Here is a 23,681-nt window from a genome sequence, read left to right as displayed (position 1 = left end):
TTGGATGACTGTGAAACGCTGATTTCCCCTGTCTGTTCCGAGGTTTATTTTCCTCCTGGAAAGGAACCTCGAAGCGGTTTTGCGCGTTGCCCCGCCTTTCCGCAACCCGCCTGTCACGCGACCCGATAGCCTGCCGGTTTTCCGCCCCGACATCCCTGTTCCGGTCCCCTGACGAAAACCCAGTTGCCCCAATAGGACCGTCTCAGGCCCGCGCCCGGACAAATCGCAAGAGCTGCGCGGTGGATCCGTCCTTACCCTCGATGGCAGCCTCGCCCTTGACCAGCGGACCCAGCGCGGTGGCCAGCTCCTTGCCCAGCTCCACGCCCCATTGATCGTAGGAGTTGATGTCCAGGATCACCCCTTCGACAAAGACGCGGTGTTCATAAAGCGCCACAATCTTGCCCAGCGCCTCCGGGTCGAGCCTGTCGTAGATCAACGTGGTCGATGGCCGGTTGCCCGGGAAGACCCGGTGCAACGCCTGCCGCTCCAGTTCCGCACCCTCGAATGTGCCCGCCACCTTGGCGCGGGCCTCCTCCAGAGAGCGGCCGCGCATCAGCGCCTCCGACTGCGCGAGACAGTTGGCCACGAGCAATTCGTGATGGTGGCGCAGATCCGGTTCGTGCCCCTGTGCGGCGACCATGAATTCACAGGGGATCACCCGCGTGCCCTGATGGATCAGCTGGTAAAAGGCGTGCTGCCCGTTGGTGCCCGGCTCGCCCCAGACCACCGGGCCGCTGTCGTAGGGCAGATTGGTGCCGTCCATGCTGACGCCCTTGCCGTTGCTCTCCATCTCCAGTTGCTGGAGATACGCGGGCAACCGCATCAGGCGGTTGTCATAAGGCAGCACCGCGCGCGTGGCATGTCCCTGCCCCTGATTGTGCCAGATGCCCACCAGCGCCAGCACGGCAGGCAGGTTTTCGGCCCAGGGCGCGGTGCGGAAGTGCCGGTCCATCGCCTGCGCGCCCTGCAGAAAGGCACGGAAATCCTCCGGCCCCACCGCCAGCATCAGCGACAGGCCAATCGGACCCCAGACGGAGTAGCGCCCGCCCACCCAGTCCTCGAAGCCAAAGACGCGCGCCTCCGGGATGCCGAAGGCCGCGGCTTTCTCCTTGTTCGAAGACAACGCGATGAACTTGCCCTCGGCGGACGTTCCCTGCGCTGCCAGCCAGTCCTTCGCGGTCTGCGCATTGGTCATGGTCTCGATGGTGGTGAAGGTCTTCGACGCGACGATAAAAACCGTCGTCTCGGGGTTCAGACCCTGCAGCGTGTCCGTGATATCAGCGCCATCGACGTTGGACACGAAATGCGTGCGCGGCCCGTCATGGTAGGGCGCCAGTGCCAGCACCGCCATCACGGGGCCAAGGTCGGACCCGCCGATACCGATGTTTACCACGTCGGTCACATCGGAGGCGCGGATTTCCTCCGCCAGCGCCTCCATCCGGGCGAGCGTGGCCAGCACTTCGGGCATGACATCACGCCCGTCAACCATGACCGGCGTACCGTCGAGGTTCCGCAGCGCCGTGTGCAGCACCGCGCGGCCTTCGGTTTCGTTGATCTTCTCGCCCGCGAACATGGCATCGCGCCGCGCCGCCACGCCGCGTGCGTCCAGCAGCGCCAGCAGTGCGTCGCGTGCGCCCGCGTCCATCTGCGTCTTCGAATAGTCGAACAGCATCCCCAGCGCCTCAACGCTGAACTCGGACGCGCGGGCGTCGTCGAACATATCCACGATCCGCCGCCCTTCGAGGCGCCGCGCCTCCGCCTTCACCTTGTCGAACATGGTCATTTCCTCGGTCCCCTGCGGGTCAGTCGTTGGGTACGGTTCGAGTATCTGGTGCCGGTTTCAGGGCGCCCAGTGCACGATTGCCTCGTCCAGAACGGCGTTGATCGGCGCCTCCAGCGGCGGGCGGCCCCTCGCCGCCTGCAGCGCCTCGCGTTTGCCCTCGCCAAAGATCAGCACATGTTTTGCCATGGCACCGTTCAGCACATGCGCGCTCAGCGTGATGCGCGGCTCCGGCACGCCTGACGCGCGCATCGCCATCAGCGTGGGCGCATCAGGGGCCAGCGCCTCTGCCAAACGGTCCGCGCCGGGAAACAGGGAGGCCGTGTGCATGTCCTCCCCCATGCCCAGAAGCACCACCGCCAGCGGCAGCACCGCCTCGATGGGACGCGCCAGCGCCTCCAACGCCTCTTCGGGCCGGTCGCAGGCGGCATATAGCGGCAGGAAACGGGCGTTTACGGCACGATCCACCAACAGGCGCGATTTCACCAGCGCGGTGTTCGAGCGCGGGCTGTCCTCCGGGACCCAGCGTTCGTCGCCCAGCAGGACGTCGACCCGGTTCCAGTCCAGATCGGCGGCGCAGAGGTCGTCAAAGATTGGCCCCGGAGAAGTCCCCCCCGGCACCACCAGCGCGGCGCGCTCTTCGTGTTGCAGCGCGCTTCGCAGATCACCCGCCAGCCGTTGCGCCAGTTCGATTGACAGCATTTCGCGGTCGGCATACGCACGGAATTCGTAGGTCATGACGCCCCCTTTCCAGGTTCCTTCCTTCAGACCTTGATCTCGCGCCAGCGGCGCCCGTCCCGATGCATCAGCATCAGCGCGTCCTCCGGTCCGCTCGATCCCGGCTCGTAGGGTTTGGGCACTTCGCCGCGCCGTGTCCAGCCCTCGATGATCGGATCGGTCCAGTTCCACGCGGCCTCGACCTCGTCTCCGCGCATGAACAGAGTCTGGTTGCCGCGGATCACATCCATGATCAACCGCTCGTAGGCGTCGGGCACATCCTCCGCATCCGGGCCCAGCGCATCGGCAAAGGACATATCGAGCGCCACGTCCTTCAGGCGCATGCCCCCCGGCCCCGGCTCCTTGATGGTGACGTCCAGCGTCATGCCCTCGTTGGGCTGCAACCGGATCGCCAGCACGTTGCGGTGCGTCCCCGCGTCGGGGCCAAAGATCGAATGCGGCGCATCCTTGAAAACCACGGCGATCTCCGACGCGCGGCCTTTCAGCATCTTGCCCGTGCGCAGGTAAAAGGGTGTGCCCGCCCAGCGCCAGTTCGAGATATGACATTTCAGCGCAACGAAGCTTTCGGTGACAGAGCGCGGGTTATCGACATGCGCGCGGTAGCCCGGCTGGTTGTCGTCCGACGCATATTGGCCGCGCACGATATGGTGATAGTCCACCGGGTCGAGCGCACGGATCACCTTCAGCTTTTCGTCGCGGACCGAATCCGGTTCGAAACGCGCGGGCGGTTCCATCGCGATCAGACACAGCAACTGCATCAGGTGGTTCTGCACCATGTCCCGCATGGCCCCGGACTGGTCGTAGTACGATCCGCGCCCCCCGACGCTGACGGTTTCTGCCACGGTGATCTGGATGTGGTCGATGTACTGCGCGTTCCACAGCGGCTCGAACAGCATGTTGCCAAAGCGCACCGCCATCAGGTTCTGCACCGTCTCCTTGCCCAGGTAATGGTCGATCCGGTAGATCTGTGTCTCGTGGAAATGCTCCGCCAGCGTGCGGTTCAGCGCGCGGGCGCTTTCGAGGTCCTTGCCAAAGGGTTTTTCCACCACGACGCGGCTCTCGTCGTCGGCAAGCCCGAACCCCCGCAGCCGTTCCGCCAGAGACCCGAACAGCGACGGCGCCACGGAGAAGTAGAACGCCCGCACCAGCCCATCGCGCAGCCGTCTCTTCAGCGCCTCCCAACCGTCATCGCCCTTGGCATCAATGTGCTCATAGCCAAGGTGCAGCAGGAATCCGTCCAGCGCGTCGTCCTCATAGGCGCCGCCGCCGAATTCACGGATCGCGTCGCGCACCATGTCGCGAAACTCATCATCGCTCATCTCCGTGCGCGCGGCCCCGATGATTCGCGCGTCATCCGGCATCTGCCCCGAGCAGAAGCGCCGGAACAGCCCCGGCAGGATCTTGCGCCGGGCAAGATCGCCGGTCGCGCCGAAGATCACGAGGTCGAAGGGATCCACTGGAATGACACGTGACACCATGACTGTCTGTCCTCTCTCCATGCCCACGCCTGTCATGCCCCGGACCCCTGCAAGTCCGCCTGAAAACCGATATGTTAGCGTTAACGACGGCGCGCGCCGCCGCTGTAGCGCATGTTGGGCGGGAAGTCTAACAGCGATATGGCGCTTCACAATGGTGTGGGCCGGAATCTTCGGTCTGGCCCGCCGGTCCCACCCCGCGTAGCAAGGAAGGACAGCTGGGAGACACTGATGAAAGACAGCGCCAATATCGGCAAGTTCCGCGACCCCGCCACGACGGCGAAGGGCGAGGCCCGCGCCACCGTGGCCCTGAGCGATCCGCAGACGCTTTGGTTCAATACCGGCACGCTGTGCAACATAACCTGCGCCAACTGCTACATCGAAAGCTCTCCCACCAACGACGCGCTGGTATACATCACGCCAGAAGAGGTCACCGATTACCTCGATCAGCTCGACGCGCGCAACTGGGGCGTGACGGAGATCGGCTTTACCGGCGGCGAACCCTTCATGAACCCCGGCATCCTCGCCATGCTGCGCGCGTCCCTGGACCGCGGCTACAAGGTGCTGGTTTTGACCAATGCAATGCGTCCGATGATGCGTCCCCGCGTCCGGGCGGGGTTGAAGGCGCTTCAGGCGGACCACGGCGCCCGGCTGACCCTGCGCGTGTCGCTCGACCATCACCACCCGGGCAACCACGATGCAGAACGCGGCGCCGGCACCTTTGCGACCACGGTCACGGGGATGCGCTGGCTGCGCGACGCCGGGATCACCATGGCCGTGGCGGGCCGCACGCTCTGGCACGAAAGCGACGCCGAAGCTCGCGCAGGCTACGCCACCCTCTTCGCGCGCGAAGGGTTTGCCATCGATGCGTACGACCCGGGCACCACGGTACTCTTTCCCGAGATGGACGAAAGCGTGGAGGTCCCCGAAATCACCACCGCCTGCTGGGGTATCCTCGGGAAACGGCCCGACAGCGTCATGTGCGCCTCTTCGCGCATGGTGGTCAAACGCCGCGGCGCCGCGCGCCCCGCGGTTCTGGCCTGCACGCTCCTGCCCTACGACCCACAATTCGAACTGGGCGAGACCCTTGCCCAGGCGGAACGCCCGGTGGCGCTCAATCACCCGCATTGCGCGAAGTTCTGCGTCCTCGGCGGGGCCAGCTGCTCCGCCTGAGGCTGATCTCCGATGCCCAAGGATTTTTCGCCGAAAAATCCTCCCCCGCGAAGGCTTTTCGTCGAAAAGCCTTCGCCGCCCCCGGTCGGCACGCCCCTGCCACCCGCATCGCGCCCGCTTGCGCAGCGTTCCGGGCCGTGGCACCTCTGGCCCCTGACAGAAGAGAGCCGTTACATGACCCATCCCCGCAAGATCATCATCGACACCGATCCCGGACAGGACGACGCCGTGGCGATCCTGCTCGCGCTGGCCTCGCCCGACGAGCTTGCGCTGCTGGGGATCACCACCGTGGCGGGGAACGTGCCGCTGGATCTGACCACCCGCAACGCCCGCATGGTCTGCGAACTGGCCAACCGCACCGGAACGCGCATCTTTGCCGGGTGCGATCGCCCGATGAACCGCAGGCTGGTGACGGCGGAATACGTGCACGGCAAGACCGGGCTTGACGGCCCCACCCTGCCCGAACCGACCATGCCGGTCGAAGATACCCACGCCGTGGACTTCCTCGTCGCCACCCTCCGGGCCGAGCCGGAGAAAACCGTCACGCTGTGCCCCCTTGGGCCGTTGACCAATATCGCCACCGCATTGGAGCGCGCTCCCGACATAGCCGCCCGCATTCAGGAGATCGTCCTGATGGGCGGCGCTTATTTCGAGGTCGGCAACGTCACGCCGGCGGCCGAGTTCAACATCTACGTCGACCCGCATGCCGCGGATATCGTCTTCCGTTCCGGAGTTCCGCTGACGGTCATGCCGCTCGACGTGACGCACAAGGCGCTGGTCACCAAGGCCCGCAACGATGCCTTCCGCGCGATCGGCACCCGCGTGGGCACCGCCGTGGCGCAGATGACCGATTTCTTCGAACGCTTCGATATCGCCAAATACGGCTCCGAAGGTGCGCCGCTGCATGACCCCTGCGTGATCGGCTACCTGCTGGCGCCGCATCTCTTTTCCGGGCGCCACATCAACGTCATGGTGGAAACCCGGTCCGAACTGACGCTCGGCATGACCGTCGCCGACTGGTGGGGCGTCACCGACCGCGTGCCCAATGCCACCTTCATGGGCGACATCGACTCCGAACATTTCTTCCGCCTGCTCACCGACCGACTGGCCCGGCTATGAAATCGCTGCACCTCGCCACACCCGAAGATCTGCCAAAGCTTCTGCCCATGGTGGCAGGCTTTCACGCGGAAATGGGCTATGACACCACGGCCGAGCACCAGCTCGAAGCAGTGATGCCGCTGCTGGAGGATTCGCGCCACGGGGCCATCTGGCTGATCGGCCCGCGCCGTTCACCGGTGGGCTACATCGCCGTTACCTTTGGCTGGTCCCTGGAATACGGCGGTCTCGACGGTATCGTGGACGAAATCTACATCCGCCCCGCCGTGCGCGGGCGCGGCATGGGGCATGATGCGCTCGATGACATCGCCAAGGCGCTGAAGGACGCGGGCGTGCGGGCGCTGCACCTCGAAGTCGACCGCGAAGACGAGCGCGCCCAGACATTCTACGGCCGGGCTCGCTTCCGTCCGCGTGATCGCTACATCTTCATGTCGCGCGTGCTCTGACATTAGAGCGATAGAGGCCCGTTCCCGGCTGCGCAGAGCGCATCACCATGGTGTCGGCGGCTCTGCAGCCGAGCCTGGCGAAAATGGGCTATCCGGCATGAGGGGGCTCTGCCCCCGTCTCCCGTTCCGGGAGACTCCCCCGCGGTATTGGGAAACCAAAGAAGCGGGCCTGACTGCGTACACGCGTTCGAAGCGCGATAGCTGCGCGCTGCGCATCGAGGCTCGGGATGCGTGTCCCCCTGTGCAAGCGCCCCTTGGGGGCATATATCTCTGCCATGAGCCTTTCGATCCCTTTCGACAACAGCTTTGCCCGCCTAGAGGGGCCGCTGTTCGCCCGCCTGAACCCGGAGCCCGTCGCGGCACCCTCGCTGATCGCTTTCAACGCGCCGCTGGCAGAGCGTTTGGGGATCGGCGGCGCGGAGGGGGCGGACCTTCCGGCGCTCTTCTCCGGGAATCGCCTGCCCGAAGGAGCGCTGCCCATCGCGCAGGTCTACGCGGGCCACCAGTTCGGCGGCTTCTCGCCCCAGTTGGGTGACGGGCGCGCGCATCTCCTGGGTGAAGTCGTGGCCCCCGATGGCGCGCGCTTTGACATCCAGCTGAAGGGTTCCGGCCCCACGCCGTTTTCGCGGCGGGGCGACGGGCGTGCCTGGCTCGGCCCCGTCCTGCGGGAATACCTCGTGTCTGAGGCGATGCACGCGCTGGGCATCCCCACAACCCGTGCGCTGGCGGCCGTTCGCACCGGCGAGGACGTCATCCGCGAAGCCCCGCTGCCCGGTGCCATCCTGACCCGCGTCGCATCCAGCCACATCCGGGTCGGTCACTTCCAGTACTTCGCCGCGCAGGGCGACATGGACAGCCTGCGGACACTTTTCGAGCACACCCGCGCCCGCCATGCGCCCGACGCCGAAACGCCGCTGGACCTGCTGCGCGCCACCATTGCGAAACAGGCGGCGCTGGTGACGCGCTGGATGGCGGTGGGCTTCATCCATGGGGTGATGAACACCGACAACTGTACGCTGTCAGGTGAAACGATCGACTACGGGCCCTGCGCGTTCATGGATGCCTACGACCCCCGCCGGGTCTACTCCTCCATCGACCGCTTCGGGCGCTACGCCTTTGCGGCGCAGGCCGATATCATGGTCTGGAACATGGCGCAGCTGGCCTCTGCCCTGCTGTCGCTGGAGGCCGACGACGCGGTCGCGTTGCCGGCCTACCAGGCCGAAGTCGAGGCCATGCCGACCCTCCTACGCGACGAATGGCTGGCCCGCTTTGGCGCCAAGATCGGCCTCGCCGCACCGCGCGCCGAGGACGCCGCCCTCATTGGCCGCCTGCTGGAGATGATGCACGGGGGCGGGTCTGATTTCACCAATACCTTTGCCGCTCTCACCGACGGTTCCGCCCGGGACGAGATCGCCGACCGCGACGCCTACGATACCTGGCACGCCGAGTGGCAGGCGCGGCTGGCGTCGGAGGACGGTGCCCAGGCCACCATGCGCGCGGCCAACCCGCGCGTCATTCCACGCAACCATCAGGTCGAAGCGGTGATCGCCGCGGCGGTGGCAGGCGACGACGCGCCTTTCCACCGGCTGCACGCCGCATTGGCCACGCCCTACGGGAACCGCGCCGAAACCGGCTGGCTGAAACACCCGCCCACCGAACACGAGGCCGTCACGGCGACCTTCTGCGGCACCTGAGCCCGCCTGGGTCAGCGCCGTCTGCGCCGGTTGATCAGGACGATCCCCACGGCCACCAGCGCCAGCGCGGCGAGGAACTGACCGCCGACGGGCTCGCCGAACACGAGCCAGCCGAAGACAACGGCCAGCACCGGAGACAGGAAGCTGAAGGAGGCGATGTCGGAAGCCGGGTAGATCGCCATCAGCCGGAGCCAGAACAGAAAGCCCATTGAGGCCACCGCGACCCCGTATCCAAGCGCCGACCATTCGACGATCCCCGGCGCGCGCAGCAGCGGCCCCAACATCGGCGCCGCCAAAAGCAGGATCACGGAAGACACGGCGAGCTGCCAGAAGAGCTGGCCCTCTGCGGGCAGGTCGGAGACACGCGTCAGTCGCACGGTCAGCGCGATGCCGGCCCAGCACCAGCAGGCACAGATCGCCATCAGGTCGCCTCGCAGGCTGCCGTGGGCGCGGCTTTCGGGGTCCATCAGGGCGAGGCCGACGCCCGCCATTGCCAGAACCAGCCCCAGCGCGCGCCGGGCCGACAGGCGTTCCCCCGGCAGGGCCACATGCGCCACCAAGGCCAGCCAGACCGGCATCGAATAGAACAGGATCGAGGCGCGCGAAACGGACGTGGAATCCAGCGCCTGAAACAGGAAGATGAATTCGACCCCGAACAGCGCGCCCAGCAACAGCCCGGGCCCGAGCGTCGCGCGTAGATTCCCAAGACGCCGCCGAGCCAGCCATACCCAAAGCCCCAAAACCCCAAGCGCCAGCACCGACCGCAGCCCCGCGCCAAAGACCGGGCCAAAGCCGCCGTTCGAAAGCTTGATCACCACCTGATTGAACGCCAGCACCGTGGCGAAGCCCACCATGCCCGCAGCGCCCTGCAGGTCCATCGAATCCTTGCGCGCCATCGGCTACCTTCTTGCTGCCCGCGATTTTCCGACGAAAAATCGCAGCCCCTCAGGCCAGTTGGATGGCCACCCGGCGGTTCTGCTTGCCCTTGTTCTCGATCTTGCCCAGCCGCAGCGTGCCGATCTCCCCGGTACGCGCCACATGGGTGCCACCGCAGGGTTGCAGGTCAACCTGCTCGCCGCCGGTGCCGATACGCACCAGCCGCACCCGGCCCGCACCGCGCGGCGGCTGAACCGACATGGTCTTGACCAGTTCCGGGCGCCGGTCGAGGTCCTCCTCGGAAATCCAGCCCTCGGAGACCTCCAGATCACGATCCACCAGCGCGTTCAGCGCAGCCTCGATGCCATCGCGGTCCGTCGGCGGCTCCGGCATGAGAAAATCCAGTCGGCCGCCGTCCGCGCCGATTTGCCCGCCGGTCACCGGCAGCGGGATCACCACGCTCAGCAGGTGCAGCGCCGTGTGCACGCGCATATGGCGGTGGCGGCGGTCCCAGTCCAGCACCTGCACCACGTGTGCGCCCTTTGGCGGCAGAGCCATGGCCTCCGCCGGGACCAGCACGGAGGACACGCCGTCCTCGCCTTTCACCGCCGTGGCGATGGGGAGGCTGATACCGTCCCATTCCAGCCAGCCGCTGTCGCCGGGTTGGCCGCCGCTTTTCGGGTAGAACAGCGCAGGCTCCACGATCACGCCACCCTCCGGCGTGTGCCCGGTGACGCGCCCAGGTGCCTCGCGCCGGTAAGCGTCCTCGCGATACAGCAATCCGTCCATCTCCGTCTCCATTCAGCGCGACCCGTCGCCGCCGTCTCCCCCATCGCCGTCCGCGTCGTCGTTGTCCACCCCATCGCCGGGAACGGACTGCGCGGGGGGCACTTCGGTCGGCCGCGCCGCACCCGGCGTGCCAAAGCTGCCGCGCCCGAAGGCCTCTGCGTTTCGCACCCAGATGTCGCGCTGCGCAAAGGGTATCTCGATGCTCTCTTCGGTAAAGGCCTCTACGACCTGATGACGGATCTCCGTGCGCACGGCCATGCCCTTGTTGATGTCGATCAGCACGGCCCGAATTTCGAAATCGAGGCTGTCGGCCCCGAAATTGACGAACTCCACCTGTGGCGCGGGGTTCATCAACACCTCGCCATGGTTGCGCACGATATTCATCAGGATCTTCTCGACCTTGCGGGTGTCGCTGCCGTAGGCGACGCCCACGGGCACGATGATCCGCCCCAGCATGTTGCCGCGCGTATAGTTGGACACGGTGCCCGCGATCAGGTCGGCGTTGGGCACGATCATCTCGAACTTGTCGAAGGTCTCGATGCGGGTCGAGCGGACAGAGATATCCTTTACGATGCCATGGGTGCCGTTGACCTCGATCCAGTCGCCTTCGGAAATCGGCCGTTCGATCAGCAGGATGATGCCGGAGACGAAGTTCGACACCACCGTCTGAAGACCGAAACCGATACCCACCGACAGCGCACCGGCAACGATGGCCAGCGACGACAGATCCAGTCCCCCCGCCGTGATCGCCACGATGGCGGCGGTAAAGATGCCAAGGTAGCCCACCCCGGAGGTGATCGCCGTCTGCCCGCCCTTGTCGATCTTCGTCTTTGGCAGGACTGTGGCCTTCAGCGCTCCTTGCAACAGCCGCGTCAGCATGTAGCCGATGGCAAAAACGATCGCCACAACGAGGAAGTCCGTGGGCGAGATCCGCGTGTCGCCAAAAACGAAACCCTCACGGAAGCGCGTCCACACCTCCAGCAGGTCGGCCTCCCGCGCGCCCCAGATCAGCGCAAGGAAAGGCAGCGCCGCCATGCTCAGCGCAAAGGCCGCCAGCACCGGCAGCAACCCTTCGTTATCGGTCTTCATCCGGTCCGAGATCAGGTCGTTGAGGTCGAAGATGAAGCGTTGCAGCACCATCACGACCGCCGCCAGCGCCAGTGTTGCCACCACAGGGTAGATCGAGAATTCGCCAAAGCGCAGATAGCCAACCGCAGCCATCACCGTGCCCGCCACCGCCGTCACCATGCCGATGCGGCCAAGGACGCGCATCATCCGGGCGCGGAAAACGCTGCGCTCCTCTCCCTCCGGAACCTTGGCGTTGGTCTCGTCCGAAATCACCCGCCCCAGCCGGAACAAAACCAAGGCGGTGAGCAACAGCAGCGGGAATTCCACCACGGCCACCGTCGCGTCCGAGTAATTGTCGAGTTCGCCAAATGCCTCGATCACGGCCCGCGCCACGTATAGCCATGCAAGCCCGTTGGCCAGGCGTCGGCTTTCCCAGCGGGCGTTGTCATCCAGCTGCACGGTGGCGCGATCGGCCACCTCGTGAAAGGTCTGGTCGGCCAGCCAGCGCGTCCCGAACAGCAGCGCCGCCCAAAGCTGCAACTGCCCCAGCAGGAAATCCAGCCGCGTGCCGCTGAACCCCGTGGCAGAGATCGCCTCGATCAGGGCATAGATGCCGATGTAGGGCAGCAGGATCTGACCCAGCGACACCAGAAAGCGGAACACGCCCGCGCCACGCCTGGCCCGGCCACGCAGCATCTCCACGCCCATCTGGGCCCAGTGTTTGCCGCGTGCCAGCAGCATCCCCCCGATGGCCGTCAGCAGCAGGATCAGCGGCAGGTTGCGCCGCGCCTCCGCCTGATAGGTCGCGGAGGATACGTTCGCCGCGATTTCCTGCCCGCTGGCGCGCAGCGAAGTCGTCACCGCCTCGAAGGCCGCGGGCCAGTTTGCCGGGTTCACCGGAGACGGCCCCAGTTCCAGCAGCGCATCCGCCTGCCGGTCGCGGATGATCTGGTCGATCTCTCCGATGATGCCGTCGGCGCGGGTATAGGCCTCCTCCGCGCGGATCACCGGCGCGCGCAATTCAGCAAGCTGGTTGTTCAGATCGCTCCGGCGGGCGGCGATATCGGCCGGCTCCTCCTCGCCCTCGGCGGGGGGCGCACCCAACGCATCGATCTGCGCTTTCACAGTGCTGATGCGCGTCTGGTTGGTCGCCTCGGCGGCAAGGAATCGCGCCCGCCAGTCAACCATGCGCGCGCGGATCGATTCCAGTTCATTGATCGACGCCGTCCCGAGGTCCAGCTTCACCTCGTCGGCGCGGGCGCGAAGCTCCCATTCCGTGTAATCGGGCTGTGGCACGTCCTGAGCCTGCGCGCCAACCGCCGCCAGCATGACGCAAAGCGCCAGCGCGAAAACCCGCGCCAGCGCCATGACGGCCCCGCCAGCCCCGATTGTCCGCCACAGCCGGGCGGCAATTACCCGCCCTTGCGGGCATCGAGCCGAAAAAACGCGCCCTTGCAGGAGCTTGGCCGGTGTCATACGCCCGCGCGGACGCCGGTCCCGGATCATGCGTCTTCGAAGACGCCGGGGATGGAGGCGGGCGCGCGGGTCAGCCAGCCGGGCGTCGGCAGGCCCTTCTCCCGCAGGAAATCGGGGTTGAAGATCTTCGACTGGTAGCGCGTGCCGTAGTCGCACAGGATCGTCACGATGGTATGGCCCGGCCCCATTTCGCGCGCCATGCGGATCGCACCCGCCACGTTCACGCCGGTCGATCCGCCCATGCACAGACCTTCCTCCGCCAGCAGGTCAAAGACCACCGGCAGCGCCTCCGCATCCGCGATGCGATAGCAGAAATCCGGAGTGAAGCCTTCGAGGTTGGCGGTGATCCGCCCCTGGCCGATGCCTTCGGTGATGGAATTGCCGGGGTTTTCCTCCCCGGTATACAGCTTCAGCAGCCCCGCGCCCTCAGGATCGGCCAGCCCGACCTTCACGCCCTTGGGCTGCAGCGCCATGCCGACGCCTGCCAGCGTCCCGCCGGACCCCACCGCGCAGACGAAGCCGTCGACCTTGCCGCCGGTCTGGTCCCAGATCTCCGGGCCGGTGCCCTCGATATGCGCCAGACGGTTGGCCACGTTGTCGAACTGGTTCGCCCATATCGCGCCGTTGGGTTCGGTCCGCGCCAGTTCCTCTGCCAGCCGCCCCGAATAGCGCACGTAGTTGTTGGGATTGGAATAGGGCGCCGCCGGGACCAGCACCAGCTCGGCGCCGGCCAGCCGCAACATGTCCTTCTTTTCCTGGCTCTGCGTCTCGGGCATGACGATCACCGTCTTGAAGCCCATCGAGGCGCCGACCAGAGCCAGACCGATACCGGTATTGCCTGCGGTGCCTTCCACAATGGTGCCGCCGGGCTTCAACTGGCCCTTCGCCACCGCGTCGCGGATGATATAAAGCGCCGCGCGATCCTTCACCGACTGGCCGGGGTTCATGAACTCCGCCTTGCCGAGGATCTCGCAGCCGGTCATCTCCGACGCCTTCTTCAGCTTGATGAGCGGGGTGTTCCCCACGGCCTCTGCCAGATCGGCTGCGATACGCATTGTGCGGGTCCTTCTATCCTTGGTTCAGAAAGGTGTAGGTCCGCCCCCGGTGGAACTCAAGGGCCGCAGCGTCTCAGGCACCGCCCAGCAGCGCCCCCCGGCGCGACGCCAGTCCCCACAGCAGCGCCTGCAACGGGACGGCGTTGATCTCGCCGGTCTCGATCAGGGACAGTGTCGCTTCGAATGGCAGTATGTGATTGCGGATGTCCTCATGTTCGTAATCCAAGCCCGAAAGCCCCACGGCCTCCCGCCCCGACAGGTCGCACAGGCCGATGTAATTGTGACAGAATTCCGTGCTGTAGCCGGGCGACGAATAGCCTTTCGACAGGGGCAGCAGGTCGTGCAGGTCCAGCCCGGCCTCCTCGATACACTCGCGGCGCGCAGCCGCCTCCGGCGTCTCGCCCGCGTCGACCATGCCCGCCACGGGTTCCAGAACCCATGGCCTCGGGTCGCCCCGGTGGATCGGTCCGAATCGCACCTGCTCAACCAGCAACACCCGATCGGTCGCCGGATCGTAGGGCAGCACCAGCGCCACGTCGTAGGACAGGAAACATTCGCGCGACAGCACCTCGCCCCAGTCCCCGTCAAACCGGCGGTACCGGATGTCGAAGGGCCGCAGCCGGAAAAACCCGTCATAGCCCTCGCGGACCGACAGCACCTCCACTTCCCCCATGTCCTGCGCACTGCGAACTGTCGCGGGTGCGCCCTCGCGTGCCAGTTCCCCCGCCCATGCCCGGTTGCGGAAAAACGGCATCAGCGCCGCCACGCTGTCGCGGCCGGGCCGGTAACACTCCATCGCCTCCCGCGCCGCCCTGCGGCTTACCGCGCCCCACCGATCCTGCCAATCCGTCAGGGACCACGGAGCGCCGCCCTGCGTCGGCTCCTCGAAAAAGCACAGCGCCTTCGCCGGCCCGTCCGGCGTCTCTACCCGGACGGTACGCGTGTCATAGCCGAACCCGCCCTCGTAGTAATCCAGCCGGGCATGATCCGCCGCCGTCAGACCGCGCAGCAGCAGGCCCTCCGCCTCTGCGCCCGGCACCGCGACGATACTGGGCCATACCAGCCCCTCGCGCCCCTCGCGGATCGCATGGCCGGTCAGCCGCGCAGGCTCTGCCTCGACGGCGCGACCCAGCACGATGCCGCGCAGTTGCGCGTCGCACAGCGTACCATAGACAAAGAGATCGCTCACTGCGTCACCCCCAGCGGCGCGCCGCGATTTCCGCAAGGATGCCGCTCAGGATACCGCCCACGAAAAGCGTGATGAGCACCTGCCCGTCAGCGATCTTCACGGCAAAGTCGAGCCCGATGGCAAAGATATCGGTGACCGCCTCGAACCCGCCCTTGTAGTGCCGGGCAAAGGCCAGCCGGAGCATTTCGTTGACCGACTGCACCAGCAGACCGAAAAGCAGCAGCATCAGCGCCGCCGTGAAACCGTTGGAAATTCCCGCCGCCATGCCCCGCCCCGCCCGCCGGCCAAGGATCGTCCAGCCGGTGTAGAACCCCAGCGCCGTGTTCACGTAGTTGAACAGGCCAAAGTTCGTGTTCGGTGGGTAAAGCGGCCGGATCGCCTCTGACACCAGCCAGCCAACTACCGCGAGACAGAGGGCGGCGATCAGGCGTGCGGCAGTGGGCATGTGTCAGGCGGGCCTCTTGATGGTGATCTGGGTCACGTCACAGTTACCGCTATGGAAAGTCGCGGCGCAAGAGGCGAGGTAGAAATTCCACATGCGGCGAAAACGATCGTCGAACCCTAAGCGTGCGATGTCCTCCCAGCGCGCGTTGAAATCCTCGTGCCAGCGTCGCAGCGTCTGGCTGTAGCTCTCGCCGAACTCGATGGACCGCTCGACAGTCAGGCCCGCGCGCTGGATCTCCGCGCGCAACACTTCGGGGCTGGGCAGCATGCCGCCGGGAAAGATGTACTTCTGGATGAAATCGACGCCCTTGCGGTAGATCTCCCAGCGTTTGTGCTGGATCGTGATGATCTGAAGCGTCGCATTGCGCCCCGGTTTCAGCCGCTCACGCAGGGAGTCGAAATAGACGGGCCAGTATTTCTCGCCCACCGCCTCGAACATCTCGATGGAGGCGATGCCGTCATAGGTCCCGCGTTCGTCGCGGTAGTCCTGCAGCTTCAGCTCCACCCGGTCCTGCAACCCGGCGCGGCGGATGCGCGCGCGCGCATAGGCCAGCTGCTCCTTCGAGATGGTCAGCCCGGTGACCTTCAGTCCGCGCTCCTTTGCGGCGTATTCCGCGAAACCGCCCCAGCCGCAGCCGATCTCCAGCACATGGTCGCCGGGGAGCGCGCCCATCTGGTCGACCATGGCGGCATACTTGGCGACCTGCGCGCGCTCCAGGCTTTCCTGCCCCGTCTCGAACAGGGCCGAACTGTAGGTCATGGTCTCATCCAGCCACAGCCCGTAAAACGCATTCCCGAGATCGTAGTGATGCGCGATGTTCTTCCTCGCCTGCCGCCTGGAATTCGACTGCAACCAAAAGCGGAACCGCTCCCACGCGCGCAGCACGCCCTGCCCCGGAAACCCGTCGAAGAGGCTGTCCTCGTTGGCGTGCACCAGGTCGAGGAAGGCCATCAGGTCCGGTGTCGACCAATCGCCGTCCATGTAGGCCTCGCAGAAGCCCAGATCCCCCTCCCGCACCAGCCGCGCCAGCACGTCGGCGTCATGCAGGTGCACCTCCGCCACCGGACCGGGTGCCGCGCCGTCCGCCCGGAAACGCCGGCCGTCGGGCAGTACGAAATCCAGCCGCCCGCGCTCCATGCGCCGCGCCATGGCCAGCACATGGCCGAAGTAACGCGGCAGGCCGGCCTGATACTCGGGCGTCGTCAGGACCATCGGCGGGCTTACAATTCTCATCCATACCTCCAGGATTGTGGCGTCATGGCACCCCGGCCAGCCATAGGGGCTTGGGATTTCACGCGAAGTGGTGTTTTACTGGAATGCATACGCCGGGTCCCACGGCCCGGATCATTCATTGATCAAACCATCACGGGCACGCCCCGGGCCTACAGGAGTGTACAGTCGTGAAACGACAGATTTTCATCGCAGGGCTCGGCGCGGGCCTACTGGCCGTGACGCTGGCAGGCTGCGGACAGGTGAAACAGGCAACCCGGTCGCTGACGCCGGACCCCGCCACGCAGACTACCTCCGGCGGTCCCATCACCTTGTCGGGCACGCCCAGCCTTTCGGCGCCCGCGCCGATCCGGCAGGAGGCCCCGAGGGCGCAGAACTGGCGCCGCGACCTGCCGCGCAACATCGCCTATTTCAACATGGGAGACAGCGGCATCAGCATCTACGACGGGTCTGACGCCACCAACGCCACCGGTCAGCTGCTGCCCGGCGAAGGCGGTTACATCCAGACCTGCGATGACGCGAAACCGATGTGCAAGATGAACTTCGGCAACGGTCGCACCGGCTGGGTGGCGATGAGTTCCATGGCGGGCGTCTCTTCCTGAGGTATCGGGAGCCCCGCGCGTCGCGCAGCCAGCGACACTGCCGGTACGAGGGTCCGGGCCGGTGCGAGGGGCCGGCGCCAGACTGCACGAAATAGTACGATGCACGCCCCGTATTAAGCTGACATCGGACCTCTGACGATGCGATCATCGTCAGACGCAGCCCCGCCGCGGGACCGCAAGCCGAGCCGCTCACCAAATCAGACTCAGCCCAGCGACGGTTCCGGCGCCTCGGCGCGCGCCCTGCGGGCGGCGCGAATTGCATTCTCAAGCCGCGAGACATCGCCAGCCAGAGCGGCGTCTTCCAGTTCCACCAGCGCATCGCGCAGCCCCGGCTGCCCAAAGGCCGCCGCGCTGCCCGCCACCCGGTGCGCGTCTTCTGCCAGCCGCCGCGTGTCACCGGCCGCACAAAGGCCCTCGAACAGCGCCTCCACCTCGCCCAGATACCGCTGGAGGAGCGCCGACGCACGTCCGCCGCACGTCGCCTGAGCCGGCACTGCGAGCGCCTCCGAAAACTGAGCCGTAACCGCTCCCTCAGTGGCTCCCCCCGTGGCTCCCCCCGTGGCACCCTCAGCCGCGCCCGGCGAGCCAGAACCCGAATCGACGGAATCCGAAGCGCCTGAAGAGGAACCAGACGAGGTTCCCGGCACCGGGCGGCACCATGCCTCTATGGCACGCTCAAGATCCGCCGGAGTGACCGGCTTGGCGAGAAAGCCCGACATGCCCGCCGCAACGAAACGGTCTCGCGCCTCCGGCAGCACATTGGCCGAAAGTGCCACAACCGGGGTGGCATGGCTCGCCCCGTCGCCCTCGCGGATCAGCCGGGTCGCCTGCAGCCCGTCCATGACCGGCATCCGGATGTCCATCAGAATCAGGTCAAAGCGCTCTGCCTCGGCCACCGTGACCGCCTCCTGGCCATTGCATGCCTCCGTGACGCGGTGTCCCAGTCGCTCCAGCATCTCGTGCGCAAGGTCCCGGTTGATCTGGTTGTCCTCGACCAGCAACACCGAACGCGGCACTGAAACCTTTGCCTTTGCCGGGGCCTTCCCCACAGCTTTCTCCGGGGCTTCACCGGCTCCCTCCCGCGCCTCATCCTCCGGCGGTGCAACCCGCCAGAGCGGAAGCCGCAGCCAGAAGACGCTGCCCGCGCCCTCCTCGCTTTCCACGCCGATCTCGCCGCCCATGGCCTCGACAAAGCGCCGCGCAATACCCAACCCCAGCCCGGTCCCGCTGCCCGATCCGTCGCCGGCGGCGCCGCCCGCGGTCTGGAAGTCCTCGAAGACACGCCCCTGATCGGACTCGGGAATGCCCCGACCGGTGTCGATCACCCGGATCTCCAGCCAGTCCTCTCCGTCGCATTCCAGCTCCAGCGCTATGCTGCCGTCGCGCGTGAACTTGATGGCGTTGCCCACCAGGTTCAGCAAGACCTGGCTCAGCCGCGATGCGTCCAGCCGCACCCAGTCGGCAGGCTCTCCCTCCCAGCGCCAGCGCAGCGCATTGCCCCGCGCCGCCGCGGCGCCCGCCTGGCTTTCGACGAGGTCGTCCACCATCCGCCCGAGGTTCACCACCTGCGCCACCTGCCCCTGCGCGCCCGCTTCGAAGCGGGCAACGTCCAGTACAGCGTCGACGTGGCTCATCAACACGGCGCCGGAAGTCTCCATCGCACGCATGTAGCGCGCCTGAACGGAATCCAGCGCCGTGTCCTTCAGCAGGGACAGGTTGCCGAGTATCCCGTTCAGAGGCGTGCGGATCTCATGCGTCATCATCGCGAGAAACTCGCTCTTGGCCTTCTCGCCCGCCAGCGCCCGGTCGCGCGCCTCGACCAGCTCGGTCTCCTGCGCCACGCGGTGGGAAATGTCCCGCAGGAAACCGACGATGATCTCCTGACCGCCGGTGCGGACACGTTCCAGCGCCATTTCCACCGGAAAGACCTCGCCGTTGCGACGCTTCGCTTCCATCCGCATCCGGCCCTGACCGACGACGTGCATGGCGCCGCCCGCGTGCATCCGGCGCATCCCCTCCATATGCGCATTCTTCAGGTGGTCAGGCACGATGGTGGCGCCGATCGTGCGACCAAAGACTTCCTCGTAGCGCCAGCCAAAGATGCGTTCGGCGGCGGGGTTGAAACTGACGATGCGCCCGTCGAGATCGGTCACCACGACCGCGTCCAGCGCCGTTTCGAGAATGGTATTCAGCCGCGAATAGGCCCCCACCAGTTCCTGCCCACGGCGTTCGATCTGCAGGCTGACGCGGCGGGTGTGGGCCAGAAGCAGGAGAAGCGCCATCATCAGCGCGACTGTCACCGTCGCCAACCGGATCAGGGTCTCCGCCACCGTGGCTCGGCTGCGGTCCGAGACCACCGCAAAATATTGCAGTCCACTGGTCGCCATTTCGCGCAGGAGCGGGCGCAACCGGGCGCTGCGGGATGCGAGTTCGGGCAGCGCTGCGCGCAGTTCGGGACGTGCCCCGTCGATCGCGGGAATCATCGCGTCCAGTTCGAGCCGGATGCGGTTCAGCGGTTGGCCGAAGCCCGGTGTCGTGCGCAGCGGTTCATACAGCGAACCCGTCGAGAGTGTCGTGACCCGGCTGTAGAAGACGTCGAATTCCTCCACCACCTGTTCAAGAGCGCCGCTGCCGCCTTCGACACGGGCAAGGTCGATGGCGCGCTGGAATTCGAGAAATTCCACCTCGGCCTGGCTCAGAACCCAATGCACGTTGTCTGAATCGGCGGTGTCGTAATGGCGGAACTCGCGCACGATGTCCGCCACCATGATACCGATGACCACCAAGGCCAGAAGCCCCGCCGCCAGCACCATCCACGTTGTGCGCTTTGCCAGTCGGGGTACCGTCCCGTTCAGCGGGCCCTTTCCGGGTCCGGCCCCGGCGGCCTGCTCCGACGCATTGCCCAGCTGTTGCCGCAGCGCGTCCCAGTCGGCCGCGCCGTCCTTGCCCGCCTCGTGGAATCCGTCGAACGCGCCGTCGGCCCTACTGTCCGACGCGCTCCGGTTCATTTCTGCACGATCATCCGGTCGAGTTGCCATATGCTGCGGGAATAGATCACTTCCGTGCGATAGTCACCCGAAGAAGAGAACGGGTAAAGCACCCAGAGCGGCCCCTTCTCGCGCCGCGACATCAGCGCACCGTCCATTTCATAAGCGATGATCGGCCCGCCTTCGACGGCATCGGCCACGGGGATCTCCACGCGGTAATCGTTGATGGCAAAGGCTTCGATGGTGGTGCCCTCGGCCTCTACAGCCTCCAGCAGGTCCTTCAGCTGCACGCCGGAAAATCTCCGCATTCCCGGAGTCCAGATCGTTTCGGTGGCAAAAGTGCTTTCACCCAGATCGCGCAGCATGGCGAGGTCGAAGCGCGCGACGCCGTCGCCATTGGTGACACCGATTGCGCCGCTGATGGTCAGAAGCACCCGGCCCTTCGGGCTGGGCAGGGTCGCCTGTTGCGTGTCTGCCTGCGTCCGGGCACCCGTCTCGACAGCGGCCGCGACACCTGTCCCGGCACCCGGCTGTGCGGCTGTCTGCGCCGCAACGCCGGGCCAGAGGGATCCGTCCGACAATCCGGTCAACCCGAGCGCCAGAACAGCCGTCGCCAGCATCCGGGCGGTTCGGCGCGGCCCCGCAGTCTTCCAGAGCGGGAGGGAGGGCATGGTCATCGGCGTCTCCTTTCGCGTCACTTAAGCTTGTGCCAGTCGTGGCCGGTCAAATCATCAGGTCATCGGGATCATGGCACTGTCCGATTGGATAGAGCGGAACTGCCCCTGAACCATGGACAATGCTTCTGAACTGCCGCAATTTTGCCGCAACCCGTATCTATCTATCTCGGGAGATCGTTGACCGACCGCTGCCCCGAGGGGTAGACCGGCCCTCCGGTTTCCCCCTTGGGCTTGCCCGGCAAGTGCCATACCCTGACCACCCGGCAGCTGCGCTGTCCCATCCGTTCCCTGATCCAGGCCCCCGATCCATGATGATGAGAGTACTGATCGCCGACGACCACGACCTCCTGCGTGACACGTTGATCGCCTTCCTTGGCGAAGAGGGGTTCGAACTCGGCTCTGCCGCCACCTTCGACGAAGCCTGCGACCGGATCGAGGAAGACCCCCCCTACAACCTCGTGCTGCTGGATTACAAGATGCCCGGCATGCAAGGACTCGAAAGCCTCTCCGAAGTGCTGGCCATGAAGGGCGGCCAGCGCGTCGCGCTGATATCCGGCAATGCCACGCGCGAGATCGCCGAGCAGGCGCTTGCCCTCGGCGCGGCCGGCTTCGTGCCCAAGACATTGCCCGCGAAATCGCTTATCAACGCGGTGCGCTTCATGGCGATGGGCGAACAATACGCCCCCATCGACTTCATGACCGCCGCGCCCGAGGCGCCTGCACACTCCAGCGTCGCCAACCTGACCCGGCGCGAAACCGAGGTGCTCGAAGGGCTGGCGCGTGGCAAGTCGAACAAGGAGATCGCCCGCGATCTCGATCTGACCGAACCCACGATCAAGCTTCACCTGAAGACGCTGTTCCGCAAGCTCAAGGTCAACAACCGTACGCAGGCGGCGATCATCGCACGCGATGCGGGGCTGGCGTAACGCTCTCCCGCGCCGCAGCGCGTGCGGGACCCTGACCGGTTCGGAAAGCGGTGGCTGGCCTCCCCGCCGCGCAACATTCGGGAAATTCGGAATCACTGCGCAGCGGGCAGCAGACTTGGACGCGCCTCCCGAAGCGGGGTCGCCCCCGAAAGTTGCGACAAGCCCGATATGAGAGCCCCGACCCCGCCACGCAGGGCTCGGCCAGACCAGGGCGAAGGGGGCTCTGCCCCCGCCGCTCCTTTGGAGCGTCTCCCCCGCGGTATTTGGGAAACCAAAGAAGGAGGGGCCGAGCTCAGAACGCCCGCATGGCGTAAGCCTCCAGCGCGCGGGCGCGGCCTTCTTTAACATCCACCACCGGTCTCGGGTAGGCGTCGCCGGGTGACAGCCGCCAGTTCTCCGGGACCGCATCGAAATAGGACAGCGCCTCCTGCGAAGGTCTTGTCCGCCCCTCCGCGATCCAGCGGTTTACGTAAACACAATGGCGGTCGAACCGCTCGCGTTGGGTAACCGGGTTGAAGACCCGGAAGTAGGGCGTCGCATCCGGCCCCGATCCCGCCGACCATTGCCACCCCAGAGCGTTCGATGCCGGATCCCAGTCGATCAGGCAGTCCTCGAACCACGCCTGCCCGATCTGCCAGTGGCCGAGCAGGTGCTTTGTCAGGTAACTCGCCACCACCATGCGCACCCGGTTGTGCATGCGCCCGGTCACGTAGAGCTCGCGCATCCCCGCATCAACGAAGGGCACGCCCGTCCTCCCCTGCTTCCATGCCCTAACCTCGGCGCGACGCTCGTCGGAGTTCCATCCAAAGCCATCCCACTCGGGGCGCCAGTTGTCGGTCAGCAGGCGCGGCGTATGCCACATCAGATGGTAGGCGAACTCGCGCCAGACCAGTTCCTTCAGAAATGTCTCCGCCCCTGCCTTGCCTGCCTGCATGGCGCGCAGCCCCGCGTGCCAGCACTCCGCCGGGCTGATCTCCCCCAGCGACAGGTTCTCCGACAGGCCCGATGTGCCATCCTCCGCCACACGGTCCCGCGCCTGCGCGTAATCGTCCACCTTGTCGCGCATGAAGACCGCCAGGCGCGCCTGCGCTGCCGCCTCCCCCAGCCGGACGTAGGGCCGCACCACCGCCGCGCCCCGGCGCATCGCGTCACCCAGGTGCCAGTCCGTGAGCCTCTCGCCGGCAGGCCAGAGCGGCGGCGCGCGCAACGCGCGTGGCGCGGGCCTGGGCACCGGCACCGTGCGGCCCTTCACCGCCTTCCAGAAGGGCGTGTAAACCTTGTAAAACTGTCCCTGCTGCGTCTCCACCGTCCACGGCTCGAACATCACATGCCCGGCAAAGCTCTCTGCCACCACGCCGCTTGCCGTCAGCGCCTCCTTCACCCGCCTGTCGCGTTCCACGCTGTCGGGGTCGTAGGCCCGCATCCAGTATACCGCCTCCGCGCCGGTCTCACCCACCAGGTCTTCCAGAACCTCCCGCGCAGGGCCTGAGCGCAAGACCAGCCCCGACCCAAGCCCCGCCAGCACTTCCGCGTAATACTCCAGCCCCAGTCCCAGCCGCCACTTCGGCGCGGCCCCCAGGGCGTCCACCCCGCCGTCGCGGATGAAGACCGGGATGACTGGCCCGCCCCGCTCGGAGGCCGCGACCAGCGCCGCGTGATCTGTCAGCCGCAGATCGCGACGGATCCAGACGATGGTGGGTTTCACAGCGCTTTCGGACATGCGGGCTCCTTCTTTGGCAGGCAATCTAGCGCATCCGCCGCCCCGGCAAGCCCTGAAACAGCGCCTTCCATGCCGGCCAGTGACACTCGCCGCTGCTTCTTTGGTTCAGAAATACCGCGGGGTCCGGGGCAGAGCCCCGGACGCGGCCGCAGGCCGCGCAACGCGCGGCGAAATCGCGTCTTCTTGGCCGACCGCCTACAGCCTCCCGCCCAGCCACAT

19 protein-coding genes are annotated in these 23,681 nt (G+C 66.3%); 6 read left to right on the top strand and 13 right to left on the bottom strand.

The genetic code is table 11. From position 1 onward, the window contains the following. Positions 1-202 precede the first annotated feature (202 nt). The 3 genes from pgi to zwf form a co-directional block, all read right to left on the bottom strand. Positions 203-1,777 (bottom strand): glucose-6-phosphate isomerase, encoded by a 1,575-nt coding sequence (gene pgi / locus J5474_RS05045; protein WP_209359713.1) that lies wholly within the window; start codon positions 1,775-1,777, stop codon positions 203-205. Positions 1,778-1,840: 63 nt separating this feature from the next. After that, entirely contained in the window at positions 1,841-2,518 is a 678-nt protein-coding gene (gene pgl, locus J5474_RS05040) for a 6-phosphogluconolactonase (RefSeq protein WP_209359712.1), read from the bottom strand. A gap of 26 nt (positions 2,519-2,544) precedes the next feature. After that, positions 2,545-3,996, bottom strand: a complete 1,452-nt coding sequence (gene zwf / locus J5474_RS05035) for a glucose-6-phosphate dehydrogenase (protein ID WP_209359711.1) — start codon at positions 3,994-3,996, stop codon at positions 2,545-2,547. Between the two features lie 228 nt (positions 3,997-4,224). On the opposite strand from zwf, the gene J5474_RS05030 reads away from it, so the two are divergent. The 4 genes from J5474_RS05030 (at position 4,225) to J5474_RS05015 (ending at position 8,422) form a co-directional block, all read left to right on the top strand. After that, entirely contained in the window at positions 4,225-5,166 is a 942-nt protein-coding gene (locus J5474_RS05030) for a radical SAM protein (RefSeq protein WP_209359710.1), read from the top strand. Positions 5,167-5,340: 174 nt separating this feature from the next. Next, positions 5,341-6,285, top strand: a complete 945-nt coding sequence (locus tag J5474_RS05025) for a nucleoside hydrolase (RefSeq protein ID WP_209359709.1) — start codon at positions 5,341-5,343, stop codon at positions 6,283-6,285. Continuing rightward, on the top strand, positions 6,282-6,728 hold the full coding sequence (locus J5474_RS05020) for a GNAT family N-acetyltransferase (RefSeq protein ID WP_209359708.1): 447 nt from the start codon (positions 6,282-6,284) through the stop codon (positions 6,726-6,728). The genes J5474_RS05025 and J5474_RS05020 overlap by 4 nt, the downstream gene beginning before the upstream one ends. A gap of 275 nt (positions 6,729-7,003) precedes the next feature. Beyond that, entirely contained in the window at positions 7,004-8,422 is a 1,419-nt protein-coding gene (locus tag J5474_RS05015) for a protein adenylyltransferase SelO (RefSeq protein WP_209359707.1), read from the top strand. A gap of 11 nt (positions 8,423-8,433) precedes the next feature. On the opposite strand, the gene J5474_RS05010 is transcribed toward J5474_RS05015, so the two are convergent. From J5474_RS05010 to J5474_RS04980, 7 genes are all read right to left on the bottom strand, one after another. Further along, entirely contained in the window at positions 8,434-9,318 is an 885-nt protein-coding gene (locus tag J5474_RS05010) for a DMT family transporter (RefSeq protein ID WP_209359706.1), read from the bottom strand. Between the two features lie 49 nt (positions 9,319-9,367). Further along, positions 9,368-10,087 carry an alanyl-tRNA editing protein gene (locus J5474_RS05005; protein WP_209359705.1) on the bottom strand — a complete coding sequence of 240 codons (720 nt, stop codon included), beginning with the start codon at positions 10,085-10,087 and terminating at the stop codon, positions 9,368-9,370. A gap of 12 nt (positions 10,088-10,099) precedes the next feature. Further along, positions 10,100-12,523 (bottom strand): DUF3772 domain-containing protein, encoded by a 2,424-nt coding sequence (locus J5474_RS05000; protein ID WP_209359704.1) that lies wholly within the window; start codon positions 12,521-12,523, stop codon positions 10,100-10,102. 134 nt (positions 12,524-12,657) lie between these two features. Continuing rightward, on the bottom strand, positions 12,658-13,686 hold the full coding sequence (locus J5474_RS04995; RefSeq protein WP_209359703.1) for a cysteine synthase A: 1,029 nt from the start codon (positions 13,684-13,686) through the stop codon (positions 12,658-12,660). A gap of 73 nt (positions 13,687-13,759) precedes the next feature. Then, positions 13,760-14,875, bottom strand: coding sequence for an NUDIX domain-containing protein (locus tag J5474_RS04990; protein ID WP_209359702.1), 1,116 nt, complete (start codon positions 14,873-14,875; stop codon positions 13,760-13,762). A 4-nt stretch (positions 14,876-14,879) separates the two neighbouring features. Continuing rightward, positions 14,880-15,320 (bottom strand): TrgA family protein, encoded by a 441-nt coding sequence (locus J5474_RS04985; protein ID WP_209359701.1) that lies wholly within the window; start codon positions 15,318-15,320, stop codon positions 14,880-14,882. 3 nt (positions 15,321-15,323) lie between these two features. Then, positions 15,324-16,532: an SAM-dependent methyltransferase gene (locus tag J5474_RS04980; RefSeq protein ID WP_209359948.1), complete on the bottom strand. Its 1,209-nt coding sequence runs from the start codon at positions 16,530-16,532 to the stop codon at positions 15,324-15,326. Positions 16,533-16,720: 188 nt separating this feature from the next. Here J5474_RS04980 and J5474_RS04975 point away from each other — a divergent pair, with 188 nt between their 5' ends. Continuing rightward, positions 16,721-17,152 (top strand): hypothetical protein, encoded by a 432-nt coding sequence (locus tag J5474_RS04975; RefSeq protein WP_209359700.1) that lies wholly within the window; start codon positions 16,721-16,723, stop codon positions 17,150-17,152. 203 nt (positions 17,153-17,355) lie between these two features. Here J5474_RS04975 and J5474_RS04970 read toward each other — a convergent pair whose 3' ends face one another. Both J5474_RS04970 and J5474_RS04965 read right to left on the bottom strand, forming a co-directional pair. Then, positions 17,356-20,160 (bottom strand): ATP-binding protein, encoded by a 2,805-nt coding sequence (locus J5474_RS04970; protein WP_209359699.1) that lies wholly within the window; start codon positions 20,158-20,160, stop codon positions 17,356-17,358. Next, positions 20,157-20,816: a putative pterin-binding protein gene (locus tag J5474_RS04965; RefSeq protein ID WP_245216243.1), complete on the bottom strand. Its 660-nt coding sequence runs from the start codon at positions 20,814-20,816 to the stop codon at positions 20,157-20,159. Before J5474_RS04965 ends, J5474_RS04970 begins: the two co-directional genes overlap by 4 nt. A gap of 314 nt (positions 20,817-21,130) precedes the next feature. Between J5474_RS04965 and J5474_RS04960 the strand changes: the two genes are divergently transcribed. After that, entirely contained in the window at positions 21,131-21,742 is a 612-nt protein-coding gene (locus tag J5474_RS04960) for a response regulator transcription factor (protein WP_209359946.1), read from the top strand. A gap of 292 nt (positions 21,743-22,034) precedes the next feature. Here the strand turns inward: J5474_RS04960 and J5474_RS04955 are convergent, their stop codons facing one another. After that, entirely contained in the window at positions 22,035-23,462 is a 1,428-nt protein-coding gene (locus tag J5474_RS04955) for a cryptochrome/photolyase family protein (RefSeq protein WP_209359698.1), read from the bottom strand. Positions 23,463-23,681: the final 219 nt, after the last annotated feature.

Source organism: Sagittula salina, assembly GCF_017813235.1.
GTDB classification, from domain to species: domain Bacteria; phylum Pseudomonadota; class Alphaproteobacteria; order Rhodobacterales; family Rhodobacteraceae; genus Sagittula; species Sagittula salina.
The sequence above is the reverse complement of the archived record's forward strand: the minus strand, read 5'-3'. Positions and strand labels throughout refer to the sequence as shown.

What these genes read in the sequence shown, in the direction of transcription:
- pgi (WP_209359713.1), bottom strand. Translation starts at nt 1,777, where the DNA reads ATGTTCGACAAGGTGAAGGCGGAGGCGCGGCGCCTCGAAGGGCGGCGG.
- pgl (WP_209359712.1), bottom strand. Translation starts at nt 2,518, where the DNA reads ATGACCTACGAATTCCGTGCGTATGCCGACCGCGAAATGCTGTCAATC.
- zwf (WP_209359711.1), bottom strand. Translation starts at nt 3,996, where the DNA reads ATGGTGTCACGTGTCATTCCAGTGGATCCCTTCGACCTCGTGATCTTC.
- J5474_RS05030 (WP_209359710.1), top strand. Translation starts at nt 4,225, where the DNA reads ATGAAAGACAGCGCCAATATCGGCAAGTTCCGCGACCCCGCCACGACG.
- J5474_RS05025 (WP_209359709.1), top strand. Translation starts at nt 5,341, where the DNA reads ATGACCCATCCCCGCAAGATCATCATCGACACCGATCCCGGACAGGAC.
- J5474_RS05020 (WP_209359708.1), top strand. Translation starts at nt 6,282, where the DNA reads ATGAAATCGCTGCACCTCGCCACACCCGAAGATCTGCCAAAGCTTCTG.
- J5474_RS05015 (WP_209359707.1), top strand. Translation starts at nt 7,004, where the DNA reads ATGAGCCTTTCGATCCCTTTCGACAACAGCTTTGCCCGCCTAGAGGGG.
- J5474_RS05010 (WP_209359706.1), bottom strand. Translation starts at nt 9,318, where the DNA reads ATGGCGCGCAAGGATTCGATGGACCTGCAGGGCGCTGCGGGCATGGTG.
- J5474_RS05005 (WP_209359705.1), bottom strand. Translation starts at nt 10,087, where the DNA reads ATGGACGGATTGCTGTATCGCGAGGACGCTTACCGGCGCGAGGCACCT.
- J5474_RS05000 (WP_209359704.1), bottom strand. Translation starts at nt 12,523, where the DNA reads ATGGCGCTGGCGCGGGTTTTCGCGCTGGCGCTTTGCGTCATGCTGGCG.
- J5474_RS04995 (WP_209359703.1), bottom strand. Translation starts at nt 13,686, where the DNA reads ATGCGTATCGCAGCCGATCTGGCAGAGGCCGTGGGGAACACCCCGCTC.
- J5474_RS04985 (WP_209359701.1), bottom strand. Translation starts at nt 15,320, where the DNA reads ATGCCCACTGCCGCACGCCTGATCGCCGCCCTCTGTCTCGCGGTAGTT.
- J5474_RS04980 (WP_209359948.1), bottom strand. Translation starts at nt 16,532, where the DNA reads ATGGTCCTGACGACGCCCGAGTATCAGGCCGGCCTGCCGCGTTACTTC.
- J5474_RS04970 (WP_209359699.1), bottom strand. Translation starts at nt 20,160, where the DNA reads ATGAACCGGAGCGCGTCGGACAGTAGGGCCGACGGCGCGTTCGACGGA.
- J5474_RS04965 (WP_245216243.1), bottom strand. Translation starts at nt 20,816, where the DNA reads ATGACCATGCCCTCCCTCCCGCTCTGGAAGACTGCGGGGCCGCGCCGA.
- J5474_RS04960 (WP_209359946.1), top strand. Translation starts at nt 21,131, where the DNA reads ATGAGAGTACTGATCGCCGACGACCACGACCTCCTGCGTGACACGTTG.
- J5474_RS04955 (WP_209359698.1), bottom strand. Translation starts at nt 23,462, where the DNA reads ATGTCCGAAAGCGCTGTGAAACCCACCATCGTCTGGATCCGTCGCGAT.